At 70.2% G+C, this 24854-nt stretch carries 29 protein-coding genes and 1 tRNA gene; 15 read left to right on the forward strand and 15 right to left on the reverse strand.

Annotated elements, in window-relative coordinates:
* Positions 1-8 precede the first annotated feature (8 nt).
* The 3 genes from LV457_RS08760 (at position 9) to LV457_RS08770 (ending at position 2427) form a co-directional block, all read left to right on the forward strand.
* The gene (locus tag LV457_RS08760; RefSeq protein WP_374198775.1) at positions 9-473 is read left to right on the forward strand and encodes a DUF3592 domain-containing protein; all 465 of its coding nucleotides are present in this window, start codon (positions 9-11) and stop codon (positions 471-473) included.
* A gap of 63 nt (positions 474-536) precedes the next feature.
* Positions 537-1709, forward strand: coding sequence for a glycosyltransferase family 1 protein (locus LV457_RS08765; RefSeq protein WP_232170373.1), 1173 nt, complete (start codon positions 537-539; stop codon positions 1707-1709).
* A gap of 31 nt (positions 1710-1740) precedes the next feature.
* Positions 1741-2427, forward strand: coding sequence for a demethylmenaquinone methyltransferase (locus tag LV457_RS08770; RefSeq protein ID WP_232170374.1), 687 nt, complete (start codon positions 1741-1743; stop codon positions 2425-2427).
* A 3-nt stretch (positions 2428-2430) separates the two neighbouring features.
* On the opposite strand, the gene LV457_RS08775 is transcribed toward LV457_RS08770, so the two are convergent.
* Positions 2431-2658, reverse strand: a complete 228-nt coding sequence (locus LV457_RS08775) for a J domain-containing protein (protein ID WP_232170375.1) — start codon at positions 2656-2658, stop codon at positions 2431-2433.
* 355 nt (positions 2659-3013) lie between these two features.
* A complete protein-coding gene (locus LV457_RS08780) occupies positions 3014-3424 on the reverse strand; it encodes an Hsp20/alpha crystallin family protein (protein WP_232170376.1) in 411 nt (136 codons plus the stop codon).
* 88 nt (positions 3425-3512) lie between these two features.
* Here LV457_RS08780 and LV457_RS08785 point away from each other — a divergent pair, with 88 nt between their 5' ends.
* Positions 3513-3854 (forward strand): helix-turn-helix transcriptional regulator, encoded by a 342-nt coding sequence (locus LV457_RS08785; protein WP_232170377.1) that lies wholly within the window; start codon positions 3513-3515, stop codon positions 3852-3854.
* Positions 3851-4024, forward strand: coding sequence for a hypothetical protein (locus LV457_RS08790; protein ID WP_232170378.1), 174 nt, complete (start codon positions 3851-3853; stop codon positions 4022-4024). The genes LV457_RS08785 and LV457_RS08790 overlap by 4 nt, the downstream gene beginning before the upstream one ends.
* 55 nt (positions 4025-4079) lie before the next feature.
* Here the strand turns inward: LV457_RS08790 and LV457_RS08795 are convergent, their stop codons facing one another.
* Both LV457_RS08795 and menJ read right to left on the reverse strand, forming a co-directional pair.
* Positions 4080-5039: an alpha/beta hydrolase family protein gene (locus LV457_RS08795; RefSeq protein ID WP_232170379.1), complete on the reverse strand. Its 960-nt coding sequence runs from the start codon at positions 5037-5039 to the stop codon at positions 4080-4082.
* A gap of 168 nt (positions 5040-5207) precedes the next feature.
* The gene (menJ, locus tag LV457_RS08800; RefSeq protein ID WP_232170380.1) at positions 5208-6428 is read right to left on the reverse strand and encodes a menaquinone reductase; all 1221 of its coding nucleotides are present in this window, start codon (positions 6426-6428) and stop codon (positions 5208-5210) included.
* Between the two features lie 21 nt (positions 6429-6449).
* Between menJ and grcC1 the strand changes: the two genes are divergently transcribed.
* From grcC1 to LV457_RS08815, 3 genes are all read left to right on the forward strand, one after another.
* Positions 6450-7457, forward strand: a complete 1008-nt coding sequence (gene grcC1 / locus LV457_RS08805) for a nonaprenyl/(2E,6E)-farnesyl/geranylgeranyl diphosphat synthase (RefSeq protein WP_232170381.1) — start codon at positions 6450-6452, stop codon at positions 7455-7457.
* A gap of 71 nt (positions 7458-7528) precedes the next feature.
* Entirely contained in the window at positions 7529-8404 is an 876-nt protein-coding gene (htpX, locus tag LV457_RS08810; protein WP_232170382.1) for a zinc metalloprotease HtpX, read from the forward strand.
* Positions 8405-8490: 86 nt separating this feature from the next.
* Positions 8491-9021: a hypothetical protein gene (locus LV457_RS08815; protein ID WP_232170383.1), complete on the forward strand. Its 531-nt coding sequence runs from the start codon at positions 8491-8493 to the stop codon at positions 9019-9021.
* Here LV457_RS08815 and LV457_RS08820 read toward each other — a convergent pair.
* Together LV457_RS08820 and LV457_RS08825 are read right to left on the reverse strand one after the other, a co-directional pair.
* Positions 9018-10043 (reverse strand): NAD(P)H-dependent glycerol-3-phosphate dehydrogenase, encoded by a 1026-nt coding sequence (locus LV457_RS08820; protein WP_232170384.1) that lies wholly within the window; start codon positions 10041-10043, stop codon positions 9018-9020. The two genes, LV457_RS08815 and LV457_RS08820, sit on opposite strands and share 4 nt — an antisense overlap.
* A 75-nt stretch (positions 10044-10118) precedes the next feature.
* Positions 10119-11588 carry an NAD(P)/FAD-dependent oxidoreductase gene (locus tag LV457_RS08825; protein WP_232170385.1) on the reverse strand — a complete coding sequence of 490 codons (1470 nt, stop codon included), beginning with the start codon at positions 11586-11588 and terminating at the stop codon, positions 10119-10121.
* 58 nt (positions 11589-11646) lie between these two features.
* Here LV457_RS08825 and LV457_RS08830 point away from each other — a divergent pair, with 58 nt between their 5' ends.
* Positions 11647-12036 carry a hypothetical protein gene (locus LV457_RS08830; protein WP_232170386.1) on the forward strand — a complete coding sequence of 130 codons (390 nt, stop codon included), beginning with the start codon at positions 11647-11649 and terminating at the stop codon, positions 12034-12036.
* Here the strand turns inward: LV457_RS08830 and LV457_RS08835 are convergent.
* A complete protein-coding gene (locus tag LV457_RS08835; RefSeq protein ID WP_232170387.1) occupies positions 12033-12524 on the reverse strand; it encodes a YajQ family cyclic di-GMP-binding protein in 492 nt (163 codons plus the stop codon). The genes LV457_RS08830 and LV457_RS08835 overlap by 4 nt on opposite strands.
* Positions 12525-12629: 105 nt before the next feature.
* Here LV457_RS08835 and LV457_RS08840 point away from each other — a divergent pair.
* Positions 12630-12712 (forward strand) — tRNA-Tyr (locus LV457_RS08840).
* A 69-nt stretch (positions 12713-12781) separates the two neighbouring features.
* On the opposite strand, the gene LV457_RS08845 is transcribed toward LV457_RS08840, so the two are convergent.
* Both LV457_RS08845 and LV457_RS08850 read right to left on the reverse strand, forming a co-directional pair.
* Positions 12782-12931: a hypothetical protein gene (locus LV457_RS08845; RefSeq protein WP_232170388.1), complete on the reverse strand. Its 150-nt coding sequence runs from the start codon at positions 12929-12931 to the stop codon at positions 12782-12784.
* A gap of 55 nt (positions 12932-12986) precedes the next feature.
* Positions 12987-13244: a hypothetical protein gene (locus tag LV457_RS08850; RefSeq protein WP_232170389.1), complete on the reverse strand. Its 258-nt coding sequence runs from the start codon at positions 13242-13244 to the stop codon at positions 12987-12989.
* Between the two features lie 181 nt (positions 13245-13425).
* On the opposite strand from LV457_RS08850, the gene LV457_RS08855 reads away from it, so the two are divergent.
* From LV457_RS08855 to LV457_RS08865, 3 genes are read left to right on the forward strand one after another with little or no spacing between them, the layout of a single operon-like run.
* Positions 13426-14811 carry a hypothetical protein gene (locus tag LV457_RS08855; protein WP_232170390.1) on the forward strand — a complete coding sequence of 462 codons (1386 nt, stop codon included), beginning with the start codon at positions 13426-13428 and terminating at the stop codon, positions 14809-14811.
* A 52-nt stretch (positions 14812-14863) separates the two neighbouring features.
* Entirely contained in the window at positions 14864-15820 is a 957-nt protein-coding gene (locus tag LV457_RS08860; RefSeq protein ID WP_232170391.1) for a DUF2993 domain-containing protein, read from the forward strand.
* A gap of 27 nt (positions 15821-15847) precedes the next feature.
* Positions 15848-16759: an SDR family NAD(P)-dependent oxidoreductase gene (locus LV457_RS08865; protein WP_232170392.1), complete on the forward strand. Its 912-nt coding sequence runs from the start codon at positions 15848-15850 to the stop codon at positions 16757-16759.
* On the opposite strand, the gene LV457_RS08870 is transcribed toward LV457_RS08865, so the two are convergent.
* Positions 16747-17979: an acyl-CoA desaturase gene (locus tag LV457_RS08870; RefSeq protein WP_232170393.1), complete on the reverse strand. Its 1233-nt coding sequence runs from the start codon at positions 17977-17979 to the stop codon at positions 16747-16749. The two genes, LV457_RS08865 and LV457_RS08870, sit on opposite strands and share 13 nt — an antisense overlap.
* Before the next feature lie 246 nt (positions 17980-18225).
* Positions 18226-18429, reverse strand: a complete 204-nt coding sequence (locus LV457_RS08875) for a cold-shock protein (RefSeq protein WP_232170394.1) — start codon at positions 18427-18429, stop codon at positions 18226-18228.
* Between the two features lie 166 nt (positions 18430-18595).
* Here LV457_RS08875 and LV457_RS08880 point away from each other — a divergent pair, with 166 nt between their 5' ends.
* Positions 18596-19714: an epoxide hydrolase family protein gene (locus LV457_RS08880; protein ID WP_374198776.1), complete on the forward strand. Its 1119-nt coding sequence runs from the start codon at positions 18596-18598 to the stop codon at positions 19712-19714.
* A 3-nt stretch (positions 19715-19717) separates the two neighbouring features.
* Here LV457_RS08880 and LV457_RS08885 read toward each other — a convergent pair whose 3' ends face one another.
* The 3 genes from LV457_RS08885 to LV457_RS08895 all read right to left on the reverse strand — a co-directional run bounded on the left by LV457_RS08885 (position 19718) and on the right by LV457_RS08895 (position 23014).
* Entirely contained in the window at positions 19718-21364 is a 1647-nt protein-coding gene (locus LV457_RS08885) for a GMC oxidoreductase (protein WP_232170396.1), read from the reverse strand.
* A gap of 130 nt (positions 21365-21494) precedes the next feature.
* Positions 21495-22034 (reverse strand): YceI family protein, encoded by a 540-nt coding sequence (locus tag LV457_RS08890; RefSeq protein ID WP_232170397.1) that lies wholly within the window; start codon positions 22032-22034, stop codon positions 21495-21497.
* Positions 22031-23014, reverse strand: coding sequence for a patatin-like phospholipase family protein (locus LV457_RS08895; protein ID WP_232170398.1), 984 nt, complete (start codon positions 23012-23014; stop codon positions 22031-22033). Before LV457_RS08895 ends, LV457_RS08890 begins: the two co-directional genes overlap by 4 nt.
* A 188-nt stretch (positions 23015-23202) precedes the next feature.
* Between LV457_RS08895 and LV457_RS20085 the strand changes: the two genes are divergently transcribed.
* The gene (locus LV457_RS20085) at positions 23203-23331 is read left to right on the forward strand and encodes a hypothetical protein (protein WP_255701619.1); all 129 of its coding nucleotides are present in this window, start codon (positions 23203-23205) and stop codon (positions 23329-23331) included.
* Between the two features lie 20 nt (positions 23332-23351).
* Here the strand turns inward: LV457_RS20085 and LV457_RS08900 are convergent, their stop codons facing one another.
* Complete coding sequence (locus LV457_RS08900; protein ID WP_232170399.1) at positions 23352-24809, reverse strand: carotenoid oxygenase family protein; 1458 nt, start codon at positions 24807-24809, stop codon at positions 23352-23354.
* Between the last annotated feature and the right edge of the window lie 45 nt (positions 24810-24854).

Genomic DNA, 24854 nt, shown 5'->3' on the forward strand with positions numbered 1-24854 from the left:
GAGCGACGCTGCGCGCGCTGGCGTTCGGCCGCGGCCTCGTCCCGCCGACCACGCTGCGCGGCCGGTTGCTGCGGTACGCGCGCATCACGGTGCTGGTGTTGGCGGTCATCGTGCTGCTGCAGTCGATCCTGCTGGTCGCGGGCGCGTGGCGGAACGACCGGCAGATCGAGCGGCACATGGGCGTCGCGCAGGCCGAGGTGCTGTCGGCGGGCCCCCGCCGCTCGACCATCGAGTTCGTCACCCCCGATCGCGTCACCTACCGGCCCGAGCTCGGTGTGCTCTATCCCTCGGAGCTGGCCGACGGTATGCGGATCTACGTCGAATACGACGTGAACAACCCCGACCTGGTGCGGGTGCAGCACCGCAACGCCAAGCTGGCGATCATCCCCGCCGGGTCGATCCTGCTGGTCGGCTGGGTCGTCGCGGCCGGGCTGCTGGCCGGCTTGTCGCTGCTGGAGCGGCGACTCGCCTGATGTTCGCGTCGTGTCCGCCCGACGGTCACGTCCGCGTTCCCCGCCGCTGCCACGCTCGACCGCGTGCGCGTTGCCATCGTCGCCGAGTCCTTCCTCCCCAACGTCAACGGCGTCACCAACTCGGTGCTGCGGGTGCTCGAGCACCTGCAGCGCACCGGGCACCAGGCGCTCGTCGTCGCCCCGGACACCCCACGCGGCGAGCCCGCGGCGCCGCGGCGCCATGACGGCGTCGACGTGCACCGGGTGCCGTCGCGGATGTTCCCCGGCGTGACGTCGCTGCCGCTGGGGGTTCCCGGCCCACGGCTTTCCGGTGTGTTGCGCGATTTCGCGCCCGACGTCGTGCACCTGGCGTCTCCGGCGCTGCTGGGCTACGGCGGCCTGCTCGCCGCCCGCCGGCTCGGCGTGCCGACGGTCGCGGTGTTCCAGACCGACATCGCGGGCTTCGCGACCAGTTACGGGCTCGCCCCCGCCGGCCGCGCCGCCTGGGCGTGGCTGCGCCACCTGCACAGCCGCGCCGACCGCACGCTGGCGCCGTCGACCGCCGCGATCGACGCGCTGGCCGCACACCGGGTGCCGCGGGTCCACCGCTGGGCGCGAGGTGTCGACCTCACCGGGTTCGTGCCGTCGGCCCGCGACGAACGGCTGCGCCTGCAGTGGTCCCCGGCGGGCAAGCCGATCGTCGGCTTCGTCGGCAGGCTGGCACCCGAGAAGCACGTCGAGCGCCTCGCCCCGCTGGCCGCGCGGGACGACCTGCAGCTGGTGATCGTCGGTGACGGTGTCGCCCGCCGCGAGCTCGAGCGGACGCTGCCGTCAGCGGTGTTCACCGGCCCGCTCTACGGCCGCGAGCTCGCCGCCGCGTACGCCGGCATGGACGTGTTCGTGCACGCCGGCGAACACGAGACCTTCTGCCAGACGGTGCAGGAGGCCATGGCGTCGGGCGTGCCGGTCATCGCGCCCAACGCGGGCGGGCCGCGCGATCTGGTGACGCCGATGCACACCGGGCTGATGCTCGGCGTCGAAGAGTTCGCCGGTCAGCTCTCCGTCGCGGTCGACCACCTGCTCGCCGAGCGGGAGCGCTACTCGACGGCGGCCCGGCGCAGCGTGCTCGGCCGCAGCTGGCCGGCCGTCTGCGACGAGCTGCTCGGCCACTATGCGGCCGTCACCGCCACGCCCGTCGAGGCCTGGATCAGCCCTGCGCCGGCTCGGCGACGGGCCGCCATTCCTCCCCGGTCTTGATCCGCTGCTCGTCGTCGGTAGCGTCGTCGGGGTGAGCCGCGCGTCGCTGGACAAGGATCCGCACGAAGTTGCGTCGATGTTCGACGGCGTGGCGCGCCGCTACGACCTCACCAACACCGTGCTGTCGCTGGGGCAGGACCGCGGCTGGCGGCGGGCCACCCGGTCGGCGCTGCGGCTGCAGCCCGGCGACCGGGTGCTCGACCTGGCGGCGGGCACGGCGGTGTCCACCGAGGAGCTGGCCCGCTCCGGGGCGTGGTGTGTGGCGGCCGACTTCTCGGTCGGCATGTTGAGCGCGGGCCGGCGGCGCGCCGTGCCGAAGGTGGCCGGCGACGCCACCCGGCTGCCGTTCGCCGACGAGGTCTTCGACGCGGTCACCATCAGCTTCGGGCTGCGCAATGTCGTCGATCATCCGGCCGGGCTGCGGGAGATGGCGCGCGTGACGAAACCCGGTGGCCGGCTGGTGGTCTGCGAGTTCTCGACACCGACGAACCCGTGGTTCGGCACCGTGTACAAGGAGTACCTGATGCAGGCGCTGCCGCGGGTGGCGCGGGCGGTGTCGTCGAACCCGGACGCCTACGTGTATCTGGCGGAGTCGATCCGCGCCTGGCCGGACCAGGCGGCGCTGTCACGGCAGATCCAGGACGCCGGTTGGGCACAGGTTCGCTGGCGGAACCTCACCGGTGGCATCGTCGCGTTGCACGCAGCCGTCAAACCCTGAACCTCAGCGCCGACCGTGGCGCACCGGGATGCGCACGGCGGTCGAGGGCGGCGCGTCGGATCGCGTGCGGCGCAGGGCCGCGTACGCCGCCAGCACCTCCTGCAGCCGGTCGTCGGCGTCCCCGCGGCGGGTGTCGGGATGGTAGTCGCGCAGCTTGCGGCGATAGGCCCGGGTGATCTCGGCGGCGCTGGCGGTCCGCGAGACTCCGAGCACGGCATAGGGATCGGTCATGAGCAACATCCCGGTCGAGATCCCGGTGGAGAAAGTGCCGGGCGGCCCGCCGCCCGCGGGCAGCGGGCCGCCGCGGCGTCAGCGATGACGGGCTGCCGGAGCGACGCCGCAGTAAGCGGCTGAGGTGTGCGCGCTCGTCGCGCAATCACCCGGCGAATTGGCATGCCGGTTCATCGCGTGATCTGTACCGATAAGGGCACCACCTCCTGACGAATCGCTGTGACAGCGCCACCACCGGTATGGCGGTGGCAGGTCGCGGGCCGGGATCGGCCGTCGGGTGAGGCGTTTCGCTCGGCCTCCACGTTGCCGGCGCCTCGGTGTGAACTCCGCGACGGTCGACGCCCCGGCCACCGTCTCAGGCGGTGACGGGTGCCGGTTCCTCGACGGCACTCGTCACGTCGATGCGACGCGGCTTCGCCCGCGCGGCGACGGGAATGGTGATCCGTAGTACGCCGTCGGTGTAGTCGGCCTGGATGCGGTCGCTGTCGAGCGTGTCGTCGAGCAGCAGCTGGCGGGTGAAGACCCCGTACGGCCGCTCGGCGGCGGTCAGGTCCCGGTTCGGGCGGGCCGGTCGCTCGGCGCGCACCGTGAGTACGTCGCGCTCGACTTCCACGTGCAGCGACTCCGCGGGTACGCCGGGTGCATCGAACTCGACGACGAACCGGTCATCCTCGCGCCAGGCGTCCATCGGCAGGGTGCCCGGCCGCGCCACGGTGCCGCCGGCTTGCGGCGTCAGCCCGCGGGCGGGATCGATGCGCATCAACATCAGGCCACCTCCTGAACCGCTCAGAGATAATCTATGTTGTGTGTTGTAGGTTTTATAGCACAGGAGCGAACGACAGGCAAGGGATACGGTGGGGGACAACAACTTCGGAGATTCTGGGCGCGGTGTCTACAGCATCTCCGTCGCCGCGGAGCTGTCGGGTATCGCGGTGCAGACGCTGCGCCTCTACGAGCGGCGCGGCCTGCTGACGCCGTCCCGCACCGACGGCGGTACCCGGCGGTACAGCGACGACGATCTGGCCCGGCTACAACGGATCGCGGCGCTGGTCGCCGAAGGGGTCAACCTCGCCGGTGTGCACCGGATCATCGACCTGCAGGACCGCAACGACGCACTGCTCGCCGCCAACGCCGGATTGGAACGCCATAACGCAGAACTGACCGCGGGACACCGAGAGAAAGGACGTCGACCGTGAACGCTTTCCCGGACGCCACGCCCGAGGCCGATCTGCTCGACCAGCAGCGGACGGTCGCCCCCGACGACACCGGCCTGGACGCGGAATCCGTCCGCGGGTTCGAGGCCGGTGAAGGCGACCTCGTCGACCAGGCGACTGTCGTCCCGGCACCCGAGGACTGGCTTGCTTGAGACGACGAAAACCGGGTGCCCGCCGTAGCGGACACCCGGTTTCTCGTTCGTCGGGTCAGGCGCCCACGGTGCGGACGATGTCACCCTTCATCGCGTTGAGCTGCGAACCCCAGTAGCCCCAGCCGTGCGTGCCGTTCGGCGGGAAGTTGAACGTCCCGTTGCGGCCGCCGGCGGCCAGGTACTTGGCCTGGAAGTTCTTGTTGCTGTCGAGCGTGATGCCCTCGAGCAGCTGACCGGGCAGGTCGCCGCCGCCACCGAGGTCACCCGGACGGCCGGTGCCGCAGTACACCCAGATGCGGGTGCCGTTGGCGACCAGCTGACCGACGTTCACGGTCGGGTCGTTGCGCTTCCACGCCGGCCCGCCGCCCGGACCCCACATGGCGGTGGCGTCGAAGCCGCCGGCGTCCCGCATCGCGAAGCCCACCAGCGTCGGCCAGATGCCGTCGGAGAGGTTCAGGAACCCCGACAGCGACGCGGCGAAGCGGAACTGGTTCGGGTGGTAGGTGGCCAGGATCAGCGCGGCACTGCCCGACATCGACAGCCCGACGACGGCGTTGCTGCTCGGCGAGATCCCCTTGTTGGCCGACAGGTAGGCCGGGAGCTCCGAGGTCAGGAACGTCTCCCACTGGTAGTTGTAGGTCTGGCCGTTGCCGACGGCCGGGGCCTGCCAGTTGGTGTAGAAGCTCGACATGCCGCCGACGGGCATGACGACCGAGACGCCCGACTGGTAGAACGTCTCGAACGCAGCGGTCTCGATGTCCCAGCCGTTGTTGTCGTCGCGGGCCCGCAGCCCGTCGAGCAGGTACACCGCGTGCGGGCCGCCGCCCTGGAAGCGGACGGGAATGTCGCGTCCCATGGCCGCCGACGGCACCATCAGCGTTTCGACCGGCAGTCCCGGTCGTGAGTACGCGGCAGCGGTGGCCGAACCGCCGACCACGGCGATCAGGCCCGGCAGCAGTAGCGCCGCGGCGAGGGCGGCCAGTGACCGGCGCGCCCAGCTAGCAACGAACGTCATACGTCCTCGCCATCCTTCGCAGAAAGTGCCCGCACCGGAGTGCGGGTCTGGTGTGTGTTGTTCTCGGGGTGGACGGCGCACTGCCTGCTGCGCCACGGGCGCTGCTTCTTCGCGCCGCCCCCGACGCGGTGTATGTCGCCGGGCGTTGCCGCCGCGTTACACCGGCGGTCAGGAAAACGGCGGACGACGGTCGATCGCCCGCGACGCCGCGCCCGCGCGCCGCCAGGCCTTCGCCACCCAGTCGACGTCCTCGTCGGTCACCAGGTTGCCCATCATCCGCACCGCGATGCCCATCAGCACCGACGAGCGCATCGCCAGCGGGCCGGTGGCGGGCAGGAACCAGGGCACGGTGAGCAGCCAGGCCAGCCGGCGGGCGATCGAGAAACCCCGCCCGTAGTGCTGCTGCAGCACCGCCGGCCACGCGGTCTCGAACGAGCCGGTGTCCAGCAGCTCCGCGGCCAGCCGGCCGGTTTCCAGGCCGTAGTCGATGCCTTCGCCGTTGAGCGGGTTGACGCAGGCGGCGGCGTCGCCGATCAGCATCCAATTCGCGCCCGCGACGCCCGAGACGGCGCCACCCATCGGCAGCAGCGCCGAGGAAACCGCCCGCGGGGGGCCGTCGAACGACCACTCGTCGCGCCGGAGGTCGGTGTAGGTGTCGATGAGCCGGCGCAGCGGCACGTCGGCGGGGCGTTTGGACGTCGACAGCGCGCCCACGCCGATGTTGACCTCGCCGTTGCCCAGCGGGAACACCCAGCCGTAGCCGGGCAGCAGCGCGCCGTCGGCCGAGCGGAGCTCCAGGTGCGAGGTCAGCCACGGGTCGTCGGCGTTCGGGGTCTTGAGGTAGCCGCGGGCGGCCACGCCGTAGACGGTCTGCTGATGCCACTTGCGGCCGAGCAGGCGCCCGACGGGGGAGCGGGCGCCGTCGGCGACGATGAGCGCCCCGCAGCGCACGCGGGAACCGTCGCCGAGCGTCAGCTCCGACACCGTGCCCGTCGTCGAAATCGACACGTCGATGACCTTGTCGCCGAGCCGCATCGCCGCGCCGGACGCCTCGGCGACGGCGCGGATCCGGTCGTCGAGCTCGGTGCGGGGCACCGCCGAGCCGTGGGTCGGGAACGACGGCCCGGGCCAGTCGACCAGCACCTCGGCGCCGTAGCCGCTCATCTTCAGCCCGCGGTGGCTGATGTGTTCGTCGAGCCAGTTCTCCAGGCCCAGTCGCTGCAGCTCCAGCACCGCCCGCGGGGTCAGCCCGTCGCCGCAGGCCTTGTCGCGGGGGAAGTGCGCGCCGTCGATCACCAGGACGTCGCGTCCGGCCCGGGCCGCCCAGGCCGCCGCGGCCGACCCCGCGGGCCCGGCGCCGACCACCACCACATCGGCCGAGGTTCGCATGGCTCACAGTATGTTGGTCCAATGCGGACACCGGCGAACGTGGTGGCGGGCGTCGACTTCGGCGATCCCGTCTTCGCGGCGAAGGTCCGCGACGGGGTGGCCCGCATCGAGGCTCTCATGAGCGAGGAGCTCGGTCGGGCCGACGCGCTGATGAGCGAGGCCGTCAACCATCTCTTCCAAGCCGGCGGCAAGCGGTTCCGGCCGCTGTTCACCGTGCTGTCGGCGCAGCTCGGTCCGGAGCCGGATGCCTGGCAGGTCACGGTCGCCGGCGCCGTCATCGAGATGGTGCACCTGGCGACGCTTTACCACGACGATGTGATGGACGAGGCGCAGGTGCGCCGCGGCGCCCCGAGCGCCAACGCGCGGTGGAGCAACAACATCGCGATCCTGGCGGGTGACTATCTGTTCGCGACGGCGTCGCGGCTGGTCTCGCGGCTCGGGCCGGACGCGGTGCGCATCATCGCCGAGACGTTCGCGCAACTGGTGACCGGGCAGATGCGCGAGACGCAGGGCCCCAGCGCCGGGGCCGACGACATCGACCACTACCTCAAGGTGGTGTACGAGAAGACGGCCTGCCTGATCGCCGCGTCCGGCCGCTTCGGGGCGACGTTTTCCGGCGCCGACGCCGACCAGATCGAGCGGCTCAGCCGGCTCGGCGGCATCGTCGGCACCGTCTTCCAGATCTCCGACGACATCATCGACATCGACAGCGATCCCGACGAGTCCGGCAAGTTGCCGGGCACCGACCTGCGCGAGGGCGTCCACACCCTGCCGGTGCTGTACGCGCTGCGCGAACCCGGGCCGGACGCCGACCGGCTGCGGGCGTTGCTGCGCGGTCCGGTCACCGATGACGCACAGGTCGCCGAGGCCATCCGGCTGCTGCGCGCGTCCACCGGCATCGCGCAGGCCAAGGACACGCTGCGCAACTACGCGGCGGAGGCCCGCGAGGTGCTCGACAAGCTGCCCGCGGGGCCGGGCCGCACGGCGCTGGCGTCGCTGGTCGACTACACCGTCAACCGGCACGGGTAGCGTCGCCGGAACCCTGTCGGAACCCGCAGCCCCGGCCGACTCGTTGACCTACTGGAAGTAGGAGGACGCTGATGCATTCGCACGGATACGCCAACGGGCTCAAGACGGTGCTGCTGCTGGGCGGGATGTCCGCCCTCATCGTGTTCTTCGGGTCGTTGTTCAACAACCCCTCCATCCTGCTGCTCGCCGTCCTGTTCGCCGTCGGCATGAACATCTACGTGTACTTCAACAGCGACACGCTGGCGCTGCGGGCGATGCACGCCCAGCCGGTCACCGAGCTGCAGGAGCCGGTGATGTTCAAGATCGTGCGCGAGCTCGCCACCGCCGCCCGCCAGCCGATGCCCCGGCTCTACATCAGCGACACCGCCGCCCCGAACGCGTTTGCCACCGGGCGCAATCCCCGCAACGCGGCGGTGTGCTGCACCACCGGCATCCTGGCGATCCTCAATGAGCGGGAGCTGCGGGCCGTGCTCGGCCACGAGCTGTCGCACGTCTACAACCGCGACATCCTGATCTCCTGCATCGCCGGCGCGCTGGCGGGCGTCATCTCCGGGCTGGCGAACCTGGCGATGATCATGAGCTGGTTCGGCGGCAACCGCGAAGGCGGCGCCAATCCGTTTGCGCTGCTGCTGGTGTCGCTGCTCGGGCCCGTCGCGGCGACCGTCGTCCGGCTGGCGGTGTCGCGGTCGCGCGAGTACCAGGCCGATCAGTCCGGCGCCGAGCTGACCGGTGATCCGCTCGCGCTCGCGTCGGCGCTGCGCAAGATCGCCGGCGGGGTGGAGGCCGCGCCGTTGCCGCCCGAGCCGCAGCTGGCCAGCCAGTCGCACCTGATGATCGCCAACCCGTTCCGGTCGGGCGAGCGCATCGGTGCGCTGTTCGCGACCCATCCGCCGATCGCCGACCGCATCGCGCGGCTCGAGCGGATGGCCTACGGCGACCGCTTCTAGAAGTCAGCCCTGCGACGTCGCACATCTGCGCGGCCGGGGAGCGGCGTACCGCTGCGGCTCCTCGTGCCCTCGCCTAGGGTGTGTGCGTGCTGAGCAAAGCCTCGATCGCGTTGGCGGCCGTGGCGGCCGCCGTGGGCGTGGCGGCCCCTGCCGGCGCCGAGCCGCCACCGCCGCCCCCGCCGTTCGACGTGCTGGCCCTGCCCCCGCTTTCGCCCGCGGAGTACTCGGTGCTCGACGGCGCCTGGAGCGGGTTCGCCGGACCGGGCGGCATCACCTGCATCCTCGACCGGCACAACGGCGCCTACGGCTGCAGCGGCGCGCTGCCCGGCGCGCCGGACAACGCGAACGTCGTCAGCGGGTCCCAGGCCGGGCCGCCGGGGTTCGCGACCGCCGCCGGTTCGCCGTTCGCGTTCGCCGGGCCGGTCAAGCCGCTGCCGGCGAACACCCGGCTGGGCTTCCGCAACGTCAACTGCGGCAGCGACGGCACGTCGCTCGTGTGCCTCAACACGTTCGACCAGACCGGCTTCGTCATCACACCGGGCGGCAGCTACCTCCTCGGCGAGGCGGGCCCGCCGCTGCTCGACCGGTCCGAGGGCACCAACCCGTTCCGGAACTAGAAGCCGCTGCCGTGCACCTCGTGGCCGGGCTTCTCGGCGGCGAGCCCGCGATAGGCCTGCTCGACCGTCGAGCCGTGGTTGATCACCCCGTCGACCTCGCGGGCGATCGGCATGTTGAGCCCGTACTGGTCGGCGAACTTCATCACCACGCTCGACGCCTTGACGCCCTCCGCCACCTGGTTCATCGCGGCGATGATCTCCTCGATCGGCTTGCCGGCGCCCAGTTGTTCGCCGACATGGCGGTTGCGGCTGCGCTGGCTGGTGCAGGTGACGATCAGGTCGCCCATTCCCGCCAGCCCGGCGAAGGTGTCGCGGTGGCCGCCCATCGCCTCGCCGAGCTTGGCCATCTCCCGCACGGCGCGGGCGATCACCATGGCGCGGGTGTTCTCGCCGATGCCCAGTGAATACCCCATGCCGACGGCGATCGCGTAGACGTTCTTCAGCGCCCCCGCCATCTCGACGCCCACCACGTCGTCGGTGGTGTAGGTGCGAAACCGCTTGGTGCGGAACAACTCCGCCAGCCGTGCCGCGAGGTGCGGATCGGGCATCGCCAGCACCGCGGCGGCCGCGTAGCCGTCGGCGACCTCGCGGGCGATGTTCGGCCCGGCGAGGATGCCGGCCGGGTGGCCGGGCAGCACCTCGTCGACGATCTGGCTCATCCGCATGTTGGTGCCCTGCTCCAGGCCCTTCACCAGCGAGACCACCGGCACCCACGGCCGCAGCTCTGACGCCAGCTGCTCGAGGACGCCGCGAAAGCCGTGGGACGGCACGCCCATGACGACGACGTCGGCGGCATGGGCCGCCTCGGCGAAATCGGTGGTGGCGCGCAGGTTTTCGCTGAGCTCGACGTCGTCGCCGAGGTAGCGGGTGTTGCGGTGGTTGCGGTTGATGTCCTCGGCGGTTTCCGGCGAGCGCAGCCACTGGATCGTCGGGGCGCGGCGGGCGCAGATCGACGCCACCGTCGTTCCCCAGGATCCGCCGCCGAGGACGACGACGTTCGGTTCGCGTTGCGCAGGTGCCATGGCGATCAGGGTATGGGCCGACCCCGGTTGTTCACTGCCGGTTCGGGCAACGCGGTGCTTGCCGCCGTACGGAGGTCAGGCGCTCAGCGGCGTCCGGTTCACCCCGGCGGTGCCGAACACCATCGACTCCTCGATCCGGTCGAAGCGGTGGTCGAGCGCGTCGATGACGAAGTTCTGCCGCACGTTCCACGGCCGCCGCGTGCCGGATTTCGGCAGTACGTCGAGCGCCCGCAGCACGTACCCGGACTGCAGATCCCAGGCCGGCTTCTCGGTCAGTACCTCGCCGCCGCGGTGCGGGTAGGCGTGGGTGTAGCCGTGGGCGCGCATGTGGGCGATGAGCCGGGCGACGCTGCGGGCGGTCATGTCCGCGCGCAGCGTCCACGACGCGTTGGTGTAGCCGACGCACCACGCGAGGTTCGGGACGTCTTCGAGCAGGTGCGCCTTGAACACGAACCGGTCGTGCGGCTTGATCTCCGCCCCGTCGATGCTCACCGCGACGCCGCCGAGCGCCTGCAGCTGCAGACCGGTTGCGGTGACGATGATGTCGGCGTCGACGTGGTCGCCCGAGCGCAGCGCGATGCCGGTGGCGTCCATGTGGTCGATGTGGTCGGTGACCATCTCGACGCGGCCGGCGCTGATGGCCTCCCACAGGTCGCCGTCGGCGATCAGACACATCCGCTGATCCCACGGGTTGTACCGCGGCTTGAAGTGCACGTCGACGGGATAGCCCTCGGGCAGCGCGTCGACGGCCATCTTCCGCAGCCACGCCTTGATGAGGTTCGGCGCCTTGCGTGACAGGTGGACGGTCAGCGCGGTGTACAGCGCGTTGTACCAGCGGACGATGAGGTGACCGAGCCTGCGCGGCAGCAGCTTCCGGATCCACACGTCCTGCGGGCGGACGCGCGGCTGCGCCGCCACGTAGGTGGGCGAGCGTTGCAGCAGCGTGACCTTCGCCGCGGTCTCGGCCAGCGCCGGCACGAGGCTCATGGCGGTGGCGCCGCTGCCGATCACGACGACGCGCTTGTCGCGGTAGTCGAGGTCCTGCGGCCAGTGCTGCGGATGGATGACGGTGCCGCCGGCGTCCTCGTAGTCGGTGATGCCGGGGAAGTCGGGGTGGTAGGGCTCGTCGTAGTTGTAGTAGCCGGTGCCGAAGAAGACGAAGTTGCCGCGGAACGTCTCGCCGTCCTCGGTGGTGACCGTCCAGGTGTCGGTCGTCGAGTCCCAGTCGGCCGAGCGGACGTGGCGGTTGAACCGGATGTGCCGGTCGATCCCGTGCTTGCGGGCGGTCTCGGTGACGTACTCGCGGATGTCCTCGCCGTCGGCGATGGTCTCGGGCCGGGTCCACGGCTCGTAGGGAAAGGACAGGCTGAAGATGTCGCTGTCGCTGCGCACGCCCGGATACCGGAACAGGTCCCAGGTGCCGCCGATGCGCTCCCGCCGCTCGAGGATCACGTAGTTGATCCCCGGAGTGCGCTCGGTGATGCGGTAGGCGGCGCCGATACCGGACAGCCCCGCGCCGATGATGATGACGTCGAACGTTTCCACGATGGCCTCTCAGTGTGGTCCAGCTCACCACGATAGGCCGTCGGATACCGTGCTCGCCGTGCTGTCGCGAATCGCCGGCGCCGCCGTCGTGGCGCTCGCCGCGGGATGCGCCCACCCGGGTGCCGCGACCAGCGACGCACAGCAGATCAGCGCGGTCGTCGCCGCGATGGAGAAGGCGTATGACGACTCCGACTGGCTTGCCTTCGGTGCGTCGGTGTGCGCGGCGCAGCGGCTCGACTTCGACGACGCCTTCGACCCCTGGCTGTCGCGCCGACGCGGCAGCGGGCCCGGCGAATTCGACGTGCAGGCCGTGTCCGTCGACGGCGCACGGGCCCAGGCGACGGTCGCGTTGCGCTTCGTCAACCGCGAGTTCGACACCGCGTTCGGCGCCGACCCGGTGCAGTGGCGGTTCGTCCGCGAGGGCGGTGCGTGGAAGTGGTGCCTCTAGCGGTAGTTGACGAACTGCAGCGCGACGTCGAGGTCGGCGCCCTTCAGCAGCGCGATGACGGCCTGCAGATCGTCGCGCTTCTTGCTGCTGACGCGGATCTCGTCGCCCTGGATCTGCGCCTTGACGCCCTTGGGGCCCTCGTCGCGGATGAGCTTGGTGATCTTCTTGGCCTGATCGCTGGAGATGCCCTGCTTGATGGTGCCGCTGACGCGGTAGGTCTTGCCGCTGGGCTGCGGATCCCCGGCGTCGAACGCCTTCATGCTGATGTCGCGGCGCACCAGCTTCTCCTTGAAGACGTCGACGGCGGCCTTGACGCGTTCCTCGGTCGAGCTCACCAGCTCGATGGTCTCCTCGCCCTTCCAGGCGATCGTGGTGTCGGTGCCGCGGAAGTCGAACCGCGTGGCGAGTTCCTTGGCCGCCTGGTTGAGCGCGTTGTCCACCTCCTGGCGGTCGACCTTGCTCACGACGTCGAACGATGAATCCGCCATGAATCCGTCCTCCCGGTGGTCTGGGCGTTTTCGTGCTGGGACCATCCTCGTTGTACCCTGTAAGGCGCACCAAACCCGGGGTGATCCTCCGGCCGGTGCGCACCCGGCAGGTTGCCCGAGCGGCCAATGGGAGCGGACTGTAAATCCGTCGGCTTACGCCTACGCAGGTTCGAATCCTGCACCTGCCACGCTGTCGTCAGGCCCCACCTTCGGGTGGGGCCTGACGACGTTTGGCTGCTACCAAGGACTTTCGGTGGTCAGCCGACCTCGTTGGCGTCTCCGGGATGAGGGACGTTGTCCTCGTCGACGTAGGCGCCGTGGTCGGTGTCGACGTCCTGGTGGTCGCGAGGACCTTCGTTGGAACCTTGGGATTCGACCGCGTCGGCAGCATCACTGGGCATCGTCATGGGCAGGGAGTGCCCCCTCCGCGCGGGCTCGAACCGCGGCGCCGCCGAACCCGGTTCAGCAGGGCTGGCCGGGAGGCGTGAAGTACGCGACCCCTTCCACGGTGTAGCAGGGGAGCTCGCCCGGCACATAGGGAATGTGCTGCGCCTCGATCGCGACGGCCGCTTCGTCAGCGGCCACGTTGGAGCAGCCACCGATCGCGAAGTGACGCGCACCGGCCCCGGCGCAGACGTCGGCCTGCGCCGCCGGCGCAACCGCGACCGGGATGACGGCCGCACCTGCGGCCATCGCGAGTACTGCTGCGAACTTCTTCATGTCATGCCTTTCGCTGGCGGAACCGGGTGTGTGGAGTATCCCCCCGCGACGACGGTTTTCGGGCGCATTGGCGGTGTTCGGCGGCCGCGTACTGGCCACCTCGGGTTTGCGCTGGATACACTTCCTGGGAATCAGCTGAGAACCCGTGGTGCTCGCCCGTGTATCAGCGTGGGGAGTTTTCATGGGACGTCACAGGGCTGCACACACCAACTGGTCGCGACCGACCACTCGGGGATCGACGACGGCCGCCCGCTACCTCGGCGGCGTTGGCGCGCTCACGGTGGCCCTGGGGGTCGGGGCGGTCCTCGCCGGCGGGGGTACCGCCAGCGCAGACGATCCGGCGGGGAATGCGTCGGGCGATGCGGGCGGTACCACGGCGCAGACCCACGACACGGCGGGTAGCACCGGCGAGACCACGGGCCACGGGGCCGAATCGACGGCCGCCGACGAAGCTCCGACGACGGCCGCGTCCAGCACCTCCCGTCCGTTGCGCATCGATTTCCGGCCGCCGCGCAGCCGCCGCGTCAGCGCCCCGAGCGCAACGCCGGCCGCCGACGATTCGGACGACGGTCCGAGCGGCACCCACGCCGCCGACAACCGGGTCACCGACGCCGTGAACCCCGCATCAACCGACGGACCGGTGCGCGCCCGCGTCGTCGACCTCGCTGCCGCGCCCGCCCCGGGGTCGCCGCCCACCCCGGCGTCGCCGGCCACCGCGGCGTCGCCGGCCACCGCGGGGTCGCCGCCGGACCGGCCCGCCCCGGCGGCCCGCCCAACACTGCTGTCCGCCGTCGGTGTCCCCGCCGGCCCGGCCGCCGGCGACGCCCCGGTCCTGCCGACCGACCTGGTGCTCTCGGTCGTCGGCCTGGTCTACCGCGATGTCGAGCTGGCCGTCATCAACACCTTCACCCTGGTGACCGCCGTCACCGTGGGTCCCCATGCGAGCGTGGGGACCGCGGTCCCCGCGCCGACCGACGCGGTGCACACACCGTGGGGCGACCTCGGCGCGTGGATGCTGAAATCCGATGGGCGCATAGCGAATTGGGGCGGACAGGACTACGGCGGCAGGACGCTGCTGGAGCCGGTCAACGTCGTCATCCTCGATCCGACCTCCACCACGGCCGAGCAGTCCGAAACCAAGCTGAACACGGCGATGACCGCGGCGGGCTTCCCGGCGATGGCGGGCCACAGCACCGGGTTCCAGGGCGCCGTCGACGGCGTGGTGTACCGCCAGCGACCCACCGGCGACGACGAGGCGTTCGCCGACCTCGTCTACGTGCTGCCCAACGACCACGCGCGGGTGTTCGGGCCCGCCTCGCTCACCGCGCCCGATGGCCGCGGATTCGTCTGGACGGCCGCGGCGAGCACCGAGACGCCCGGCATCTACGCCGGGCAGCTGACGCACCGGTTCCTCTCGTTCAACCTGGCCCGCAACATCCTGGCGCTTCGGCTCATCCTGAGCGGCGCGACGTTCGTCGGTGTCGTTCCGATGAGCAACGCCTACAACCAGGGGACCGTGTTCACCGGAGACCACGACGGCTACGCGGTTGTCCTCCGGTTGAACTGACCGCCGGCGACGGCGGCCGCCCCCGCCGCACCGATGGGGCAGAATCAGGCACGTGACAAGACCGCCGCAACGGCCCGGCCCGCGCGACGACCGGGGCCGGCCGCGGCGGCCCGACCCGCAGCGCCCGGGGCGCCCCGCGCGGCCCGAACCGCCCACCCAGCGGATCCGGCGTCCACCTCCGGCGGAGCCGCCCACGCAACAGCTCGGCGCCCAGCGGGCCGATCCCACTCCGGCCACCGAACGGCTGGCCCGTCCGGACACCACCGCGGCGGCGCAGCGCCAGCGCCGCTTTCCCCGCGACCGCAAGTCGCTCGGGCTCATCGCGGTAGGCGCGGTGGCGTTGCTGGTCGCCGGCCTGCTGGGCGCCGAGCTGTTCGCGCGCCACCGCGCGGACACGGTGCTCCGAAGCGTCGCCCAGTGCGTCACCGAGGACGGGGCGAGCGTCTCCTACGGCGTCGACCCGCCGTTCCTGTGGCAGTACCTCACCGGTCACTACACCAACATCGACGTCTCCACCGACGGCAACCGCGTGCAGGAGGCCGAGGGGATGAAGGCCGACATCACGGTCACCGACGTCCGCCTCGACGAGACCGCCGACTCCAAGGGCACGATCGGCCGGCTGACCGCGACGCTGACCTGGACGGCCGACGGCATCAAGGACACCGTGGCCGCCAATCTTCCCGTCATCGGCAACCTCGTCAGCGATGTCCGCACCGACGCCGCGGCCGGCACCATCGCGCTGACGGCGGGCAGCATCGTCGTCACCGCCAAACCCGTGGTTACCGACGGCGATCTGGGCCTGCAGGTCACCGATCTGCAGGGGCCGCTGGATCGCGACACGGTGCAGCAGGCGCTGGACGACCTCACCGCGAAGCTCAACGACAACTACCCGCTCGGCATCCACGCCGACAGCGTGCAGGTCACCGGAACCGGTGTGGTCGGCGCCTTCTCGACGACCGACGCGGCGATTCCGACCGCGGGCGCTGACCCCTGCTTCGCCGATCTGTGACGGAACCCGCGCAGTAGTCTCACCCCCATGACTGCGAAGAAGTGGACCGCCGCCGATGTGCCCGATCAGACGGGCCGAGTCGCCGTCATCACCGGCGCGAACACCGGTATCGGGCTGGCCGCCGCGGCCGTGCTGGCAGCCCGCGGCGCCCACGTGGTCCTGGCGGTCCGCAACCTCGAGAAGGGGCAGGCGGCCATCGACCGCATCACCGCCGACGCCCCGCACGCCGACGTCGCGCTGCAGCAGCTGGACCTGACGTCGCTGGAGAGCGTCAGCGACGCGGCCGACGACCTGCGGGCGCGCTACCGCTACATCGACCTGCTGATCAACAACGCGGGCGTGATGATGACGCGGAAGCAGCAGACGAAGGACGGCTTCGAGCTGCAGTTCGGCACCAATCACCTCGGCCACTTCGCGCTCACCGGGCAGCTGCTGGACAACCTGTTGCCCGTCGAAGGCTCGCGGGTGGTCACCATCAGCAGCCGCGCCCACCGCGGCGGCAGGATGCGCTTCGACGATCTGCAATCCACGCATTCCTACAGCCGCACCCGCGCCTACGGCCAGTCGAAGCTGGCCAACCTGTTGTTCACCTACGAGCTGAGCCGGCGGTTGACCGAGAAGGGCGCGCCGACCATCGCCGTGGCAGCCCACCCGGGGGTCGTCAGCACTGAGCTGACCCGCAGCCTGCCGTTCCGCCCGCTCGTCGACCTGATCTGGGACCGGGTGTCGCAGGGGCCCGACCAAGGGGCGCTGCCGACGCTGCGGGCAGCCACCGACCCGCAGGTGCGCAGCGGCCAGTACTACGGGCCGGACGGGCTCGCGGAGTTCCGCGGGTACCCGGTCGTCGTCGACTCGACCGCCCGCTCGCACGACGCGGACGCCCAGCGCCGGCTGTGGCAGGTGTCCGAGGAGCTGACCGGGGTGGTCTACCCGGTCTGACGGGCGAGCCGCCGGCGAGCACGGCGCAGCGACACCTTGCGGTCGTCGAGCCGGCGCAGCGCAGTACGCAGGCCCTGCCCGGCCACGGGCGGAAGGCCGTGGAACCGTCGCTCCGATGCCGTCTCGGGCGCATCGTCCGACGTGGCGCGCAGCAAGCGGTCGGGAACGGCGAGCTTGAGGATGGTGCGCTGCGCCAGCAGGAATTGCCGCGCGAGCGACGCGCTGTTGTACGGCAGGTCGTGGTGTGCGCACAGCGCACGAACCCGGGCCGCGATCTGCGGGTAGCGGTTGCTGGGCAGGTCGGGGAACAGGTGGTGCTCGATCTGGTAGCACAGGTTGCCGCTGAGGAATGCGAGCGTAGGTCCGGCGGTGAAGTTCGCTGTGCCCAGCATCTGACGCACGTACCACTCGCTCTTCGTCTCGCTCGTCACCGATTCGGTGGTGAACTTCGCGGCGCCGTCGGGGAAGTGGCCGCAGAAGATGACGGCGTATGCCCACAGGTTGCGCAGTACGTTGGCGGCGAGGTTGCCGCTGAGCACGCGCCGCCATCGGCGGCCACCGAGCGCGGGGGTCAGCACGTAGTCCTTCGCCAGCTGCCGCGTTGCCTTGGCGGTGAACTGGCGTCCGTGCGCCGCGCGCTGTTCGGCGGTGTCGGCGCGATCCTGCTCGGCGTGCAGGCCGTGGCGCGCGATGCCCCACTCGAACGTGAGCGCCAGCAAGATGTTGTGCAGCGGTTGCCACAGGTGGCGCCGTTGCCACGGCTCGTCGCGGGTGACGCGCATGACGCCGAAGCCGATGTCGTCGTCCATGCCGAGCACGTTGGTGTACACGTGGTGAATAGCGTTGTGCGAGTAGCGCCATTGCGACGACAGGCCCGCCATGTCCCACTCCCAGGTGGTGGAGTGGATCTCCGGGTCGTTCATCCAATCCCATTGCCCGTGGGTGATGTTGTGGCCCAGCTCCATGTTCTCCACGCTCTTGGCCAGCGCCAGCGACGTCACGCCGGCAATCCAGCCGGCTTTCGAGCGGCTCGCGGCCAGGAGCACCCGGGCGCTCACCTCCAGCGCGCGCTGGAACTGGATGGTGCGTCGGATGTAGGCCGCATCGCGGTGGCCGAGCGACGCCTCGACGTCGCGACGGATGGCGTCGAGTTCGGCGCCGAGCGCGTCGACCTGGGCGGTACTCAGATGTGCGTATTGGGGGATGTCGGTGATGGCCATGGAAGGTCCTCAGCTTGCAGGCGGCAAAAGCGAGGCATATCCCGCAAGACGTTGAACGCGCTCTACCGATTCGGGGTGACGTCCGCGGTGCGGAGCGCCGTCCCCTCCATGGTACGTGTCGCGCCGCCGCGTTCCGACCGTCGCGCCGGGTGCGCGAGATGAACTGTGCCGAAACATTTTTGGCTCCTCAACGAAAAATGGGCCGGCAGGATGACCTGCCAGCCCACTTCGGTAACGGTTCGGCCGCTACTGGGGTACCACGCTTGTCGCCTGGGGCCCCTTGGCGCCGCGGCCGACCTCGAAGGAAACCCGCTGGTTCTCCTCGAGCGACCGGAAGCCGCTGCCTTGAATCTCGCTGTAGTGGACGAACACATCTCCGGTGTCGCCATCAGGAGCGATGAAGCCGAAACCCTTTTCGGCGTTGAACCATTTCACAGTTCCCTGTGTCATACGTGAACTTCTCTCATTCAGATGGATGCACCAAACATCCGGCAACCAGCCTACACGTCGTCGGTCCTATCGGCTGCATCCGCCGGCATCAGGCTGTGGCGCAGCGCAATCGGCCCACTCCACCCGCTGGCCGGCGGTGAGCCGCGACAATGCGGATATGCCCAGCGTGAAGCCGTTCACCATCGCCGTCTCCGAAGCCGCTCTCACCGACCTGCGGGAGCGACTGCACCGCACCCGCTGGCCCGAGCCGGAGACCGTCGACGACTGGTCGCAGGGCATGCCGCTGGCCTACACGCGCGAGCTGGCGGCCTACTGGGCGGACGGATACGACTGGCGCGCCCGCGAGAGCGCGCTCAACCGGTTCGACCAGTTCGTCACCGAGATCGACGGGCTGGACATCCACTTCATCCACCAGCGATCGCCGCACGACGACGCCTTCCCGATCGTCATCAGCCACGGCTGGCCCGGCTCGGTGGTCGAGTTCCACAAGGTGATCGAGCCGCTGACCGATCCGACGGCGCACGGCGGCCGCGCCGAGGACGCCTTCCACGTCGTCGTGCCGTCGTTGCCCGGCTACGGGTTCTCCGGCAAGCCCACCACCACCGGGTGGGGTGTGGAGCGCACCGCCGCCGCCTGGGAGACGCTGATGCTCCGGCTGGGCCATGACCGCTACGGCGCGCAGGGCGGCGACTGGGGGGCGGCCATCACCACCGCGATCGGTTCCCGCGGCGGGCATTGCGCCGCCATCCACACCAACATGCCGATCGCCCGCCCGACGTCGCTGGACAACCTCACCGCGGCGCAGCAAGCGGCGCTGCAGGCCATGGCCCACTACCAGAAGCAGGATTCGGGGTACGCCAAGCAGCAGTCGACCCGGCCGCAGACCGTCGGGTACGGCCTCACCGATTCGCCGGTCGGCCAGCTCGCGTGGATCGTCGAGAAGTTCTGGTCGTGGATGGACTGCGACGGGCATCCGGAGAACGTGCTGACGCGAGACGAGTTGTTGGACAACGTGATGCTGTACTGGGCGACGGCGTCGGCGGCCTCCTCGGCGCGGATGTACTGGGAGAGCTTCGGGGTGTGGGGCAGCTCGGTGCGGGTGGAGGTGCCGACGGGCGTTGCGGCGTTCCCCAAGGAGATCGGCCGGCCGCAGCGCGAATGGTGCGAGGCGAACTACCACATCACGCACTGGACCGACATGCCGCGCGGCGGGCACTTCGCCGCGTTCGAGCAGCCGGAGCTGTTCGTGGCGGACGTCCGCGCGTTCTTCGCGACGGTGCGCTGACGGTCAGGTGCGGCCGGCGATGATCGCCTCGATGTTGCGTTCGGCGAGCGCGGTGATCGACATGAACGGATTGCAGCCGAGGAAACCGGGCAGCAGGGAGGCGTCGTTGACGAACAGGTTGCGGTAGCCCTTCACCCGGCCGAACGCATCAGTGGCGCGGTTGCGGACGCAACCGCCCATCGGGTGAACGGTATTGGGCGCGAACACCTTTCCCTCGAAGACATCGTCGCGGTAGTCGACGCCGTTGGCGCCGGTCACCCGGTCGAACACCTTCTCCGCTCGCGCGGCGACCCGCTGGGAATGGCTCTCGGGCCAGTCGATGCTGATCGCGTCGGTGCGCGGGTCGTAGGTGATCTCGCCACGGTCGCCGGTCTTCACCATCACGTAATAGCCGAGCGCGTAGGTCTCCACCGGCAGCGGAATGGAAAAGATGCTGGCGTACACCGGGTTGTCGGGGTCGGACCGGCCGTCGAGGTTGATCATCCCCATGATCGACTGCTGGGTGCCGGCGGGATCGTCGGGGGCGAGCATGTGCGACACCATCACGTCGCCGTTGTTGCCGTAGCCCCGCCCGATCTCCTCGCTCAGCGCCGGGAGGGCTCCGGTGTCGCGGGCGCGCAGCAACAGCTTGGTGGTGCCGAGCACTCCGGCGTTGAGATGCAGCTGGTCGCAGCCGATCTCGTCGCGCACCAGCTCTTTGCCCCAGCGGTCGATCTCGCGGACCGCCACCACGTATTCGCCCGACGGCTCGCGGCGGATCTCGGTGACCTCGGTCAGCGGGCGCAGCGTCACCTTGCCGGTCGCCAGCGCCGCCGCGATGTAGGTTTGGTCGACGCTGCCCAAGCGGCCGTAGTTGTTGCCGAACTGCTGCTCGAAGTCGAGCGCCGACCGTGGAACCTCGCCGGCCTCTTCACGTTTCATGTAGTCGAACGAATACGAGCTGCCGCTGTAGTCGACGGTGTAGCCGGCGTTCGCCGCGTACTGCCGGCCGACCCGTGCGTACTGGTAGTACGGCGTCTGCTCGAACCAGTCCATGTCGCGGTAACTGATGCGCAGCGTCGACCCCGCGCGCTGCAGGTAGGTGCCGAGGAACTCTGCCGGGTCGATGTCGGGGAAGGCCTCCCGCACCTGGTTCTCGGTCGGGATCGCGGCGATCCCGGCGTTGATCATCGACCCGCCGCCCACGGCGACGCCCCGGAAGATGTCGTGCGATCCGTGGGTCACCTTGTCGCAGATGCCGGCCTGCAGCGGTTGGACGATCGGTTGGCTCTCGGTGAGCTTGGCCATCGAGAAACCGTTGAACGACGGCACCAAGCTCGGCGGCGTCGGGGTGAACCAGCCGGCGCGCGAATCGGCCGGAAGCATGCGCGAAAACCGCTTGCCGTCCTCGTCGGGGCTGTCCCACAGCCGGCCCTTCTCCAGGATCAGTGTCTCGACGCCCGCTTCCCCGAGCCGAAGCGCCGACACCCCACCGCCGTATCCGCTGCCCACGACGATCGCGGGGTAGTGCGCGCGGCGCCGCTGCGGCGTCCCCCGACGGTCGGCCAGCAACAGTCCGGTGCCGCCGGCGCCCGCAGTGGCTGCTGCGGTCAACGCGGCGGCGCCGAGGAACTTCCGCCGGGACAACGTTCGCCGGGACACTGTGGGCACCGATCGACCTCCGCTGCGCGTCACTCGTTGGATGTGCAGCGAAGCATAAGGCGTTAACCGGACGCGGGCAAATACAGCGGTGACACCGCGAAAACGGCTTGCCGACGCAACAGCAGCTACAGCCGACCGGCTACTTGGCGCGCGTCGCCGAGAACTCGACGGACACCACGTCGGCCACCTTCACCGACCCCATCACCAACGAGTACGGCGTGATGCCGTACTCGGTCTGGCGGACCGCGCTCGTGCTCGTGAGTCGCCAGCGGTCGCCCTCGTCGGCAACGGTGACGTCGACCGTGTGCGGGCGTTCGACGCCGCGGATGACCAGCGTTCCGGTCAACCGGTAGCCGTCGCCGGTGGGGTCGACCTGCGGTGCCTCGAAGGTGACGGTCGGATGCCGGCGAGCCTGCAGGCTCTTCAGGGCGTTCGACCGGGCGACCGCGCGTTCGGGTGCCGACAGCGGCAGCGGCCCGCCGTCACCGCTCAGCACTTCGAGCGAACCGAGATCGGCCAGCATCGACAGCGCGTGCGGCCGGTCGTCGATCCAGCGGAGCTCGGCGTGCCAGCGGTGTATCGCGATGGTCAGTCGGTGTCCGAGGCGGGCGGCCCGGCCGGTGACGTCGGTGCGGATCGCCAGTTCGCCGTCGGAGGCGTCGAACCGCCAGTCGTTCACCGCCGGAACTCCTCGATGTAGGCGTCGAAGTCCCAGCGCTGCAAGAAGGTTCGCGCGGCGTCGTAGCCGGCGGCGTACAGCGCCTCCTTCGCCGGGTCGCCGATGTCGAACTCGAGGAAGCCGACCTTCGTCGCGTCGACCCGGATGGTGCGGGCCGCAACCCACGGCTGGTTGAGGTACGCCTGGTCACGGCCGACGATCACCGTGGTGATGAGGCGCTCGAGCAGCGTCGGCCCGCCGAAGCGGTGCAGCAACGTCAGTCCGGGGATCACCTTGTCGTTGCCCTCGGGAAGGTTCGGTAGCACGGTCACCCCGAACGTCGGCCACCGCGGGACGCCGGTGGTGTCGAAGGTGTCGATCGGGAAGTTCGACAGCACACCGCCGTCGACGAGCGTCGACGTCAGGCCGGTCCGCGGATTCGTCAGCGGAACCGGCCGGAAGAAGAACGGGATGGACATCGACGCGCGAACCGCGTCGGCGACCGGCTGGTCGTCGGGCTCCAGGTCGTAGACGCGGCGGTAGTCCCACGGCAGCCGGATCAGTTGACCGGTCGTGATGTCGGCGACCGTCACCACCAGTGAGTACCGCTGCTCGGGCGGAACCGTGTCGTCGTCGATCGCCAGGTCGGCGAACGTTCGCACGCCCAGCTCCGCCAATCGGTCGGCGATCCACCGATGTGCGACGTCTCCCCGGTAGACGCCCGATCCGCGCAGCAGCGCCTGCGCCGGCCCCAGCACCGGCAGCCTCTCCAGCCCGTCGGCGTCCAGGAACGCCCGATAGGGCAGCGAGAACGCCAGCTCTCTGATGCGTGAACCGCTGAGTCGACCGCCCGCAGCGGCCCCGATGGCGCTGACGATCGATCCGGCTGACGTGCCGGCGAAACGACGTGGCGCATAACCCGCGTCGAGCATCGCCACCAACGCGCCCACCAGCCCGATCCCCTTCACGCCGCCGCCGGAAAGCACCACGTCGCAATCCATAACGGCGCAGATTACGCCTGGGCGGCCTGTCGCTTCCGTGGTACCGGAAGCCCCTGCGGTAGCCGGCTCCCGCGCCGGTGTAGGGTCGTGGTCGGACCGCTTCTTTCAAGCGGTGATCCCGAATTCTTCGGTCGATCGTCTTTCCGTACAAATTGTTCGGACGGACCCGCGAACCGTGAGGACGAGCTATGGATTCGTCGAACCTGTTTTCCCATCCCCAGACCGCGCAGCATGTCGCGCGCGAGGCCAACAACGAGCCGGTCGAGATGCCGGTGTTCTCCGACGCCCCGGGCGCCACCAACGCCGCCAGGGACTGATCCCCGGCCGCAGGCGCCAGTCAGGCGTTCGCCGGCACCCAGTTGCCGTGGAAGCCGGCCGGCACCCGGTGCGGCAGCTTGATGCGTGCGACGTCGTCGAGTGTTCCGGCGTCGAGGATCGCCAGCTCGCTGCGATCGGTGGCGCGGTGGTAGACGTACCCCATCAGGACGCCGTCGTCCTCGGCTGCGTCCGGTGACGACGGCTGGAAGACGAACTCACCGACGGCCGCGTCGGGCCCGAACGAGCGGGCCGTCGTGGCGCCGCCGACGAAGTCGTGCTTGAGCAGCGTGTGGTCGCCGGCTGTTCCGTCCCCGACCGCGGCGGCGTAGCCGAACCGGTGCCGCTTGCCGACGAGTCGCTCGTCGACTCGCGGGAATTCCTGCCCGCGGTCGTCGATGCGGGATTCCCGCACCTTCCCGTCGGCCAGGTCGACGGTCCAGCGGTCGAGCGTGGGCGGCCCTTCGTTCGGTCCGAGATGGTCCGTGGCGAACATCTTCGGGTGGCGGATGACGTCGAGCACGACGGTGTCGCCCTCGGCGGGCTCGCCGTCGTAGGCGTTCATCGGGTGGAAGACGTAGCACGGCTCGACGTCGAACCACCGGACGTCGGCGTCCCCGCCCTCGCGCGGCATCACGCCGATGCGGGCGGGATAGCGGGGGTTCCACGAGTAGGGGAAGCGCCGGTCCGCGCTCACCGCGCCGGGCGTGCGGGCGGCGATCGGATCGGGGATGCGCACGCGACCGATCAACGCGGACAACAGAAGTCGTGCGGGCAGCCGCAAACCGCGGGGTACCGTCATCGCCGCCGCCTGCCTGGTGTCGAAGGTAACCGGCAGGTCGTAGAAGACGATGTGGCGTTCGGTCAGCGAGAAGTCGTGCATCATCGGGCTTCCCGTCACCGTGATGTCGACGGTGCGCCGGGCTCTTCCGTCCACGCCGATCACCGAATACTGGACGGTGTTGCCGCGGTGCATGCTGTAGCTGACGGCGTGCAGTTCGCCGGTGACGGGATCGCGCTTGGGGTGTGCGGTGTAGCCGCCGCTGATCGTGCCGTCGAAATCGCACACGCCGACCGTGTCCAACTCGTCGGTCAACTCGTAGTTGGCAACGCCGCCCTCGATCAGCGCGAGCGTCTTTCCGGCGTGGCCGATCACGTTGGTGTTGGCGCCGATGGGCGAGACGCCGAAGTGGTGCGCCGGCGAGCGCTCACCCAGCTCGCGGGCCGCGTGCGGTGAACGCACCCACCGGTTGCGGTACCACTCGGCCTTGCCGTCGCGCAGCCGGATGCCGTGCACCATGCCGTCGCCGATGAACCAGTGGTAGAGGGCTGGATCGATCTCGCCGATCGGGTTGGGGCCGTTGCGCAGGTAGCGGCCGTCGAGATGATCGGGGATGGTGCCGACCACCTCCAGATCGGTCAGCGTGTACTCCTCCGACAGCGGCGCGAACGAGTCTTCCAGGTAGCGATTGCCGGACATTCTGACCTCCATAACGTTGTTATTGCACGTCAGACCTGTATAACA

The sequence above is a fragment of the Mycobacterium sp. MYCO198283 genome (assembly GCF_021213805.1).
Lineage (GTDB): Bacteria > Actinomycetota > Actinomycetes > Mycobacteriales > Mycobacteriaceae > Mycobacterium.

What these genes read in the sequence shown, in the direction of transcription:
- LV457_RS08775 (WP_232170375.1), bottom strand. Translation starts at nt 2,658, where the DNA reads ATGACCGATCCCTATGCCGTGCTCGGAGTCTCGCGGACCGCCAGCGCC.
- LV457_RS08780 (WP_232170376.1), bottom strand. Translation starts at nt 3,424, where the DNA reads ATGTTGATGCGCATCGATCCCGCCCGCGGGCTGACGCCGCAAGCCGGC.
- LV457_RS08795 (WP_232170379.1), bottom strand. Translation starts at nt 5,039, where the DNA reads ATGACGTTCGTTGCTAGCTGGGCGCGCCGGTCACTGGCCGCCCTCGCC.
- menJ (WP_232170380.1), bottom strand. Translation starts at nt 6,428, where the DNA reads ATGCGAACCTCGGCCGATGTGGTGGTGGTCGGCGCCGGGCCCGCGGGG.
- grcC1 (WP_232170381.1), top strand. Translation starts at nt 6,450, where the DNA reads ATGCGGACACCGGCGAACGTGGTGGCGGGCGTCGACTTCGGCGATCCC.
- htpX (WP_232170382.1), top strand. Translation starts at nt 7,529, where the DNA reads ATGCATTCGCACGGATACGCCAACGGGCTCAAGACGGTGCTGCTGCTG.
- LV457_RS08820 (WP_232170384.1), bottom strand. Translation starts at nt 10,043, where the DNA reads ATGGCACCTGCGCAACGCGAACCGAACGTCGTCGTCCTCGGCGGCGGA.
- LV457_RS08835 (WP_232170387.1), bottom strand. Translation starts at nt 12,524, where the DNA reads ATGGCGGATTCATCGTTCGACGTCGTGAGCAAGGTCGACCGCCAGGAG.
- LV457_RS08845 (WP_232170388.1), bottom strand. Translation starts at nt 12,931, where the DNA reads ATGACGATGCCCAGTGATGCTGCCGACGCGGTCGAATCCCAAGGTTCC.
- LV457_RS08850 (WP_232170389.1), bottom strand. Translation starts at nt 13,244, where the DNA reads ATGAAGAAGTTCGCAGCAGTACTCGCGATGGCCGCAGGTGCGGCCGTC.
- LV457_RS08855 (WP_232170390.1), top strand. Translation starts at nt 13,426, where the DNA reads ATGGGACGTCACAGGGCTGCACACACCAACTGGTCGCGACCGACCACT.
- LV457_RS08865 (WP_232170392.1), top strand. Translation starts at nt 15,848, where the DNA reads ATGACTGCGAAGAAGTGGACCGCCGCCGATGTGCCCGATCAGACGGGC.
- LV457_RS08870 (WP_232170393.1), bottom strand. Translation starts at nt 17,979, where the DNA reads ATGGCCATCACCGACATCCCCCAATACGCACATCTGAGTACCGCCCAG.
- LV457_RS08875 (WP_232170394.1), bottom strand. Translation starts at nt 18,429, where the DNA reads ATGACACAGGGAACTGTGAAATGGTTCAACGCCGAAAAGGGTTTCGGC.
- LV457_RS08895 (WP_232170398.1), bottom strand. Translation starts at nt 23,014, where the DNA reads ATGGATTGCGACGTGGTGCTTTCCGGCGGCGGCGTGAAGGGGATCGGG.
- LV457_RS20085 (WP_255701619.1), top strand. Translation starts at nt 23,203, where the DNA reads ATGGATTCGTCGAACCTGTTTTCCCATCCCCAGACCGCGCAGCATGTC.
- LV457_RS08900 (WP_232170399.1), bottom strand. Translation starts at nt 24,809, where the DNA reads ATGTCCGGCAATCGCTACCTGGAAGACTCGTTCGCGCCGCTGTCGGAG.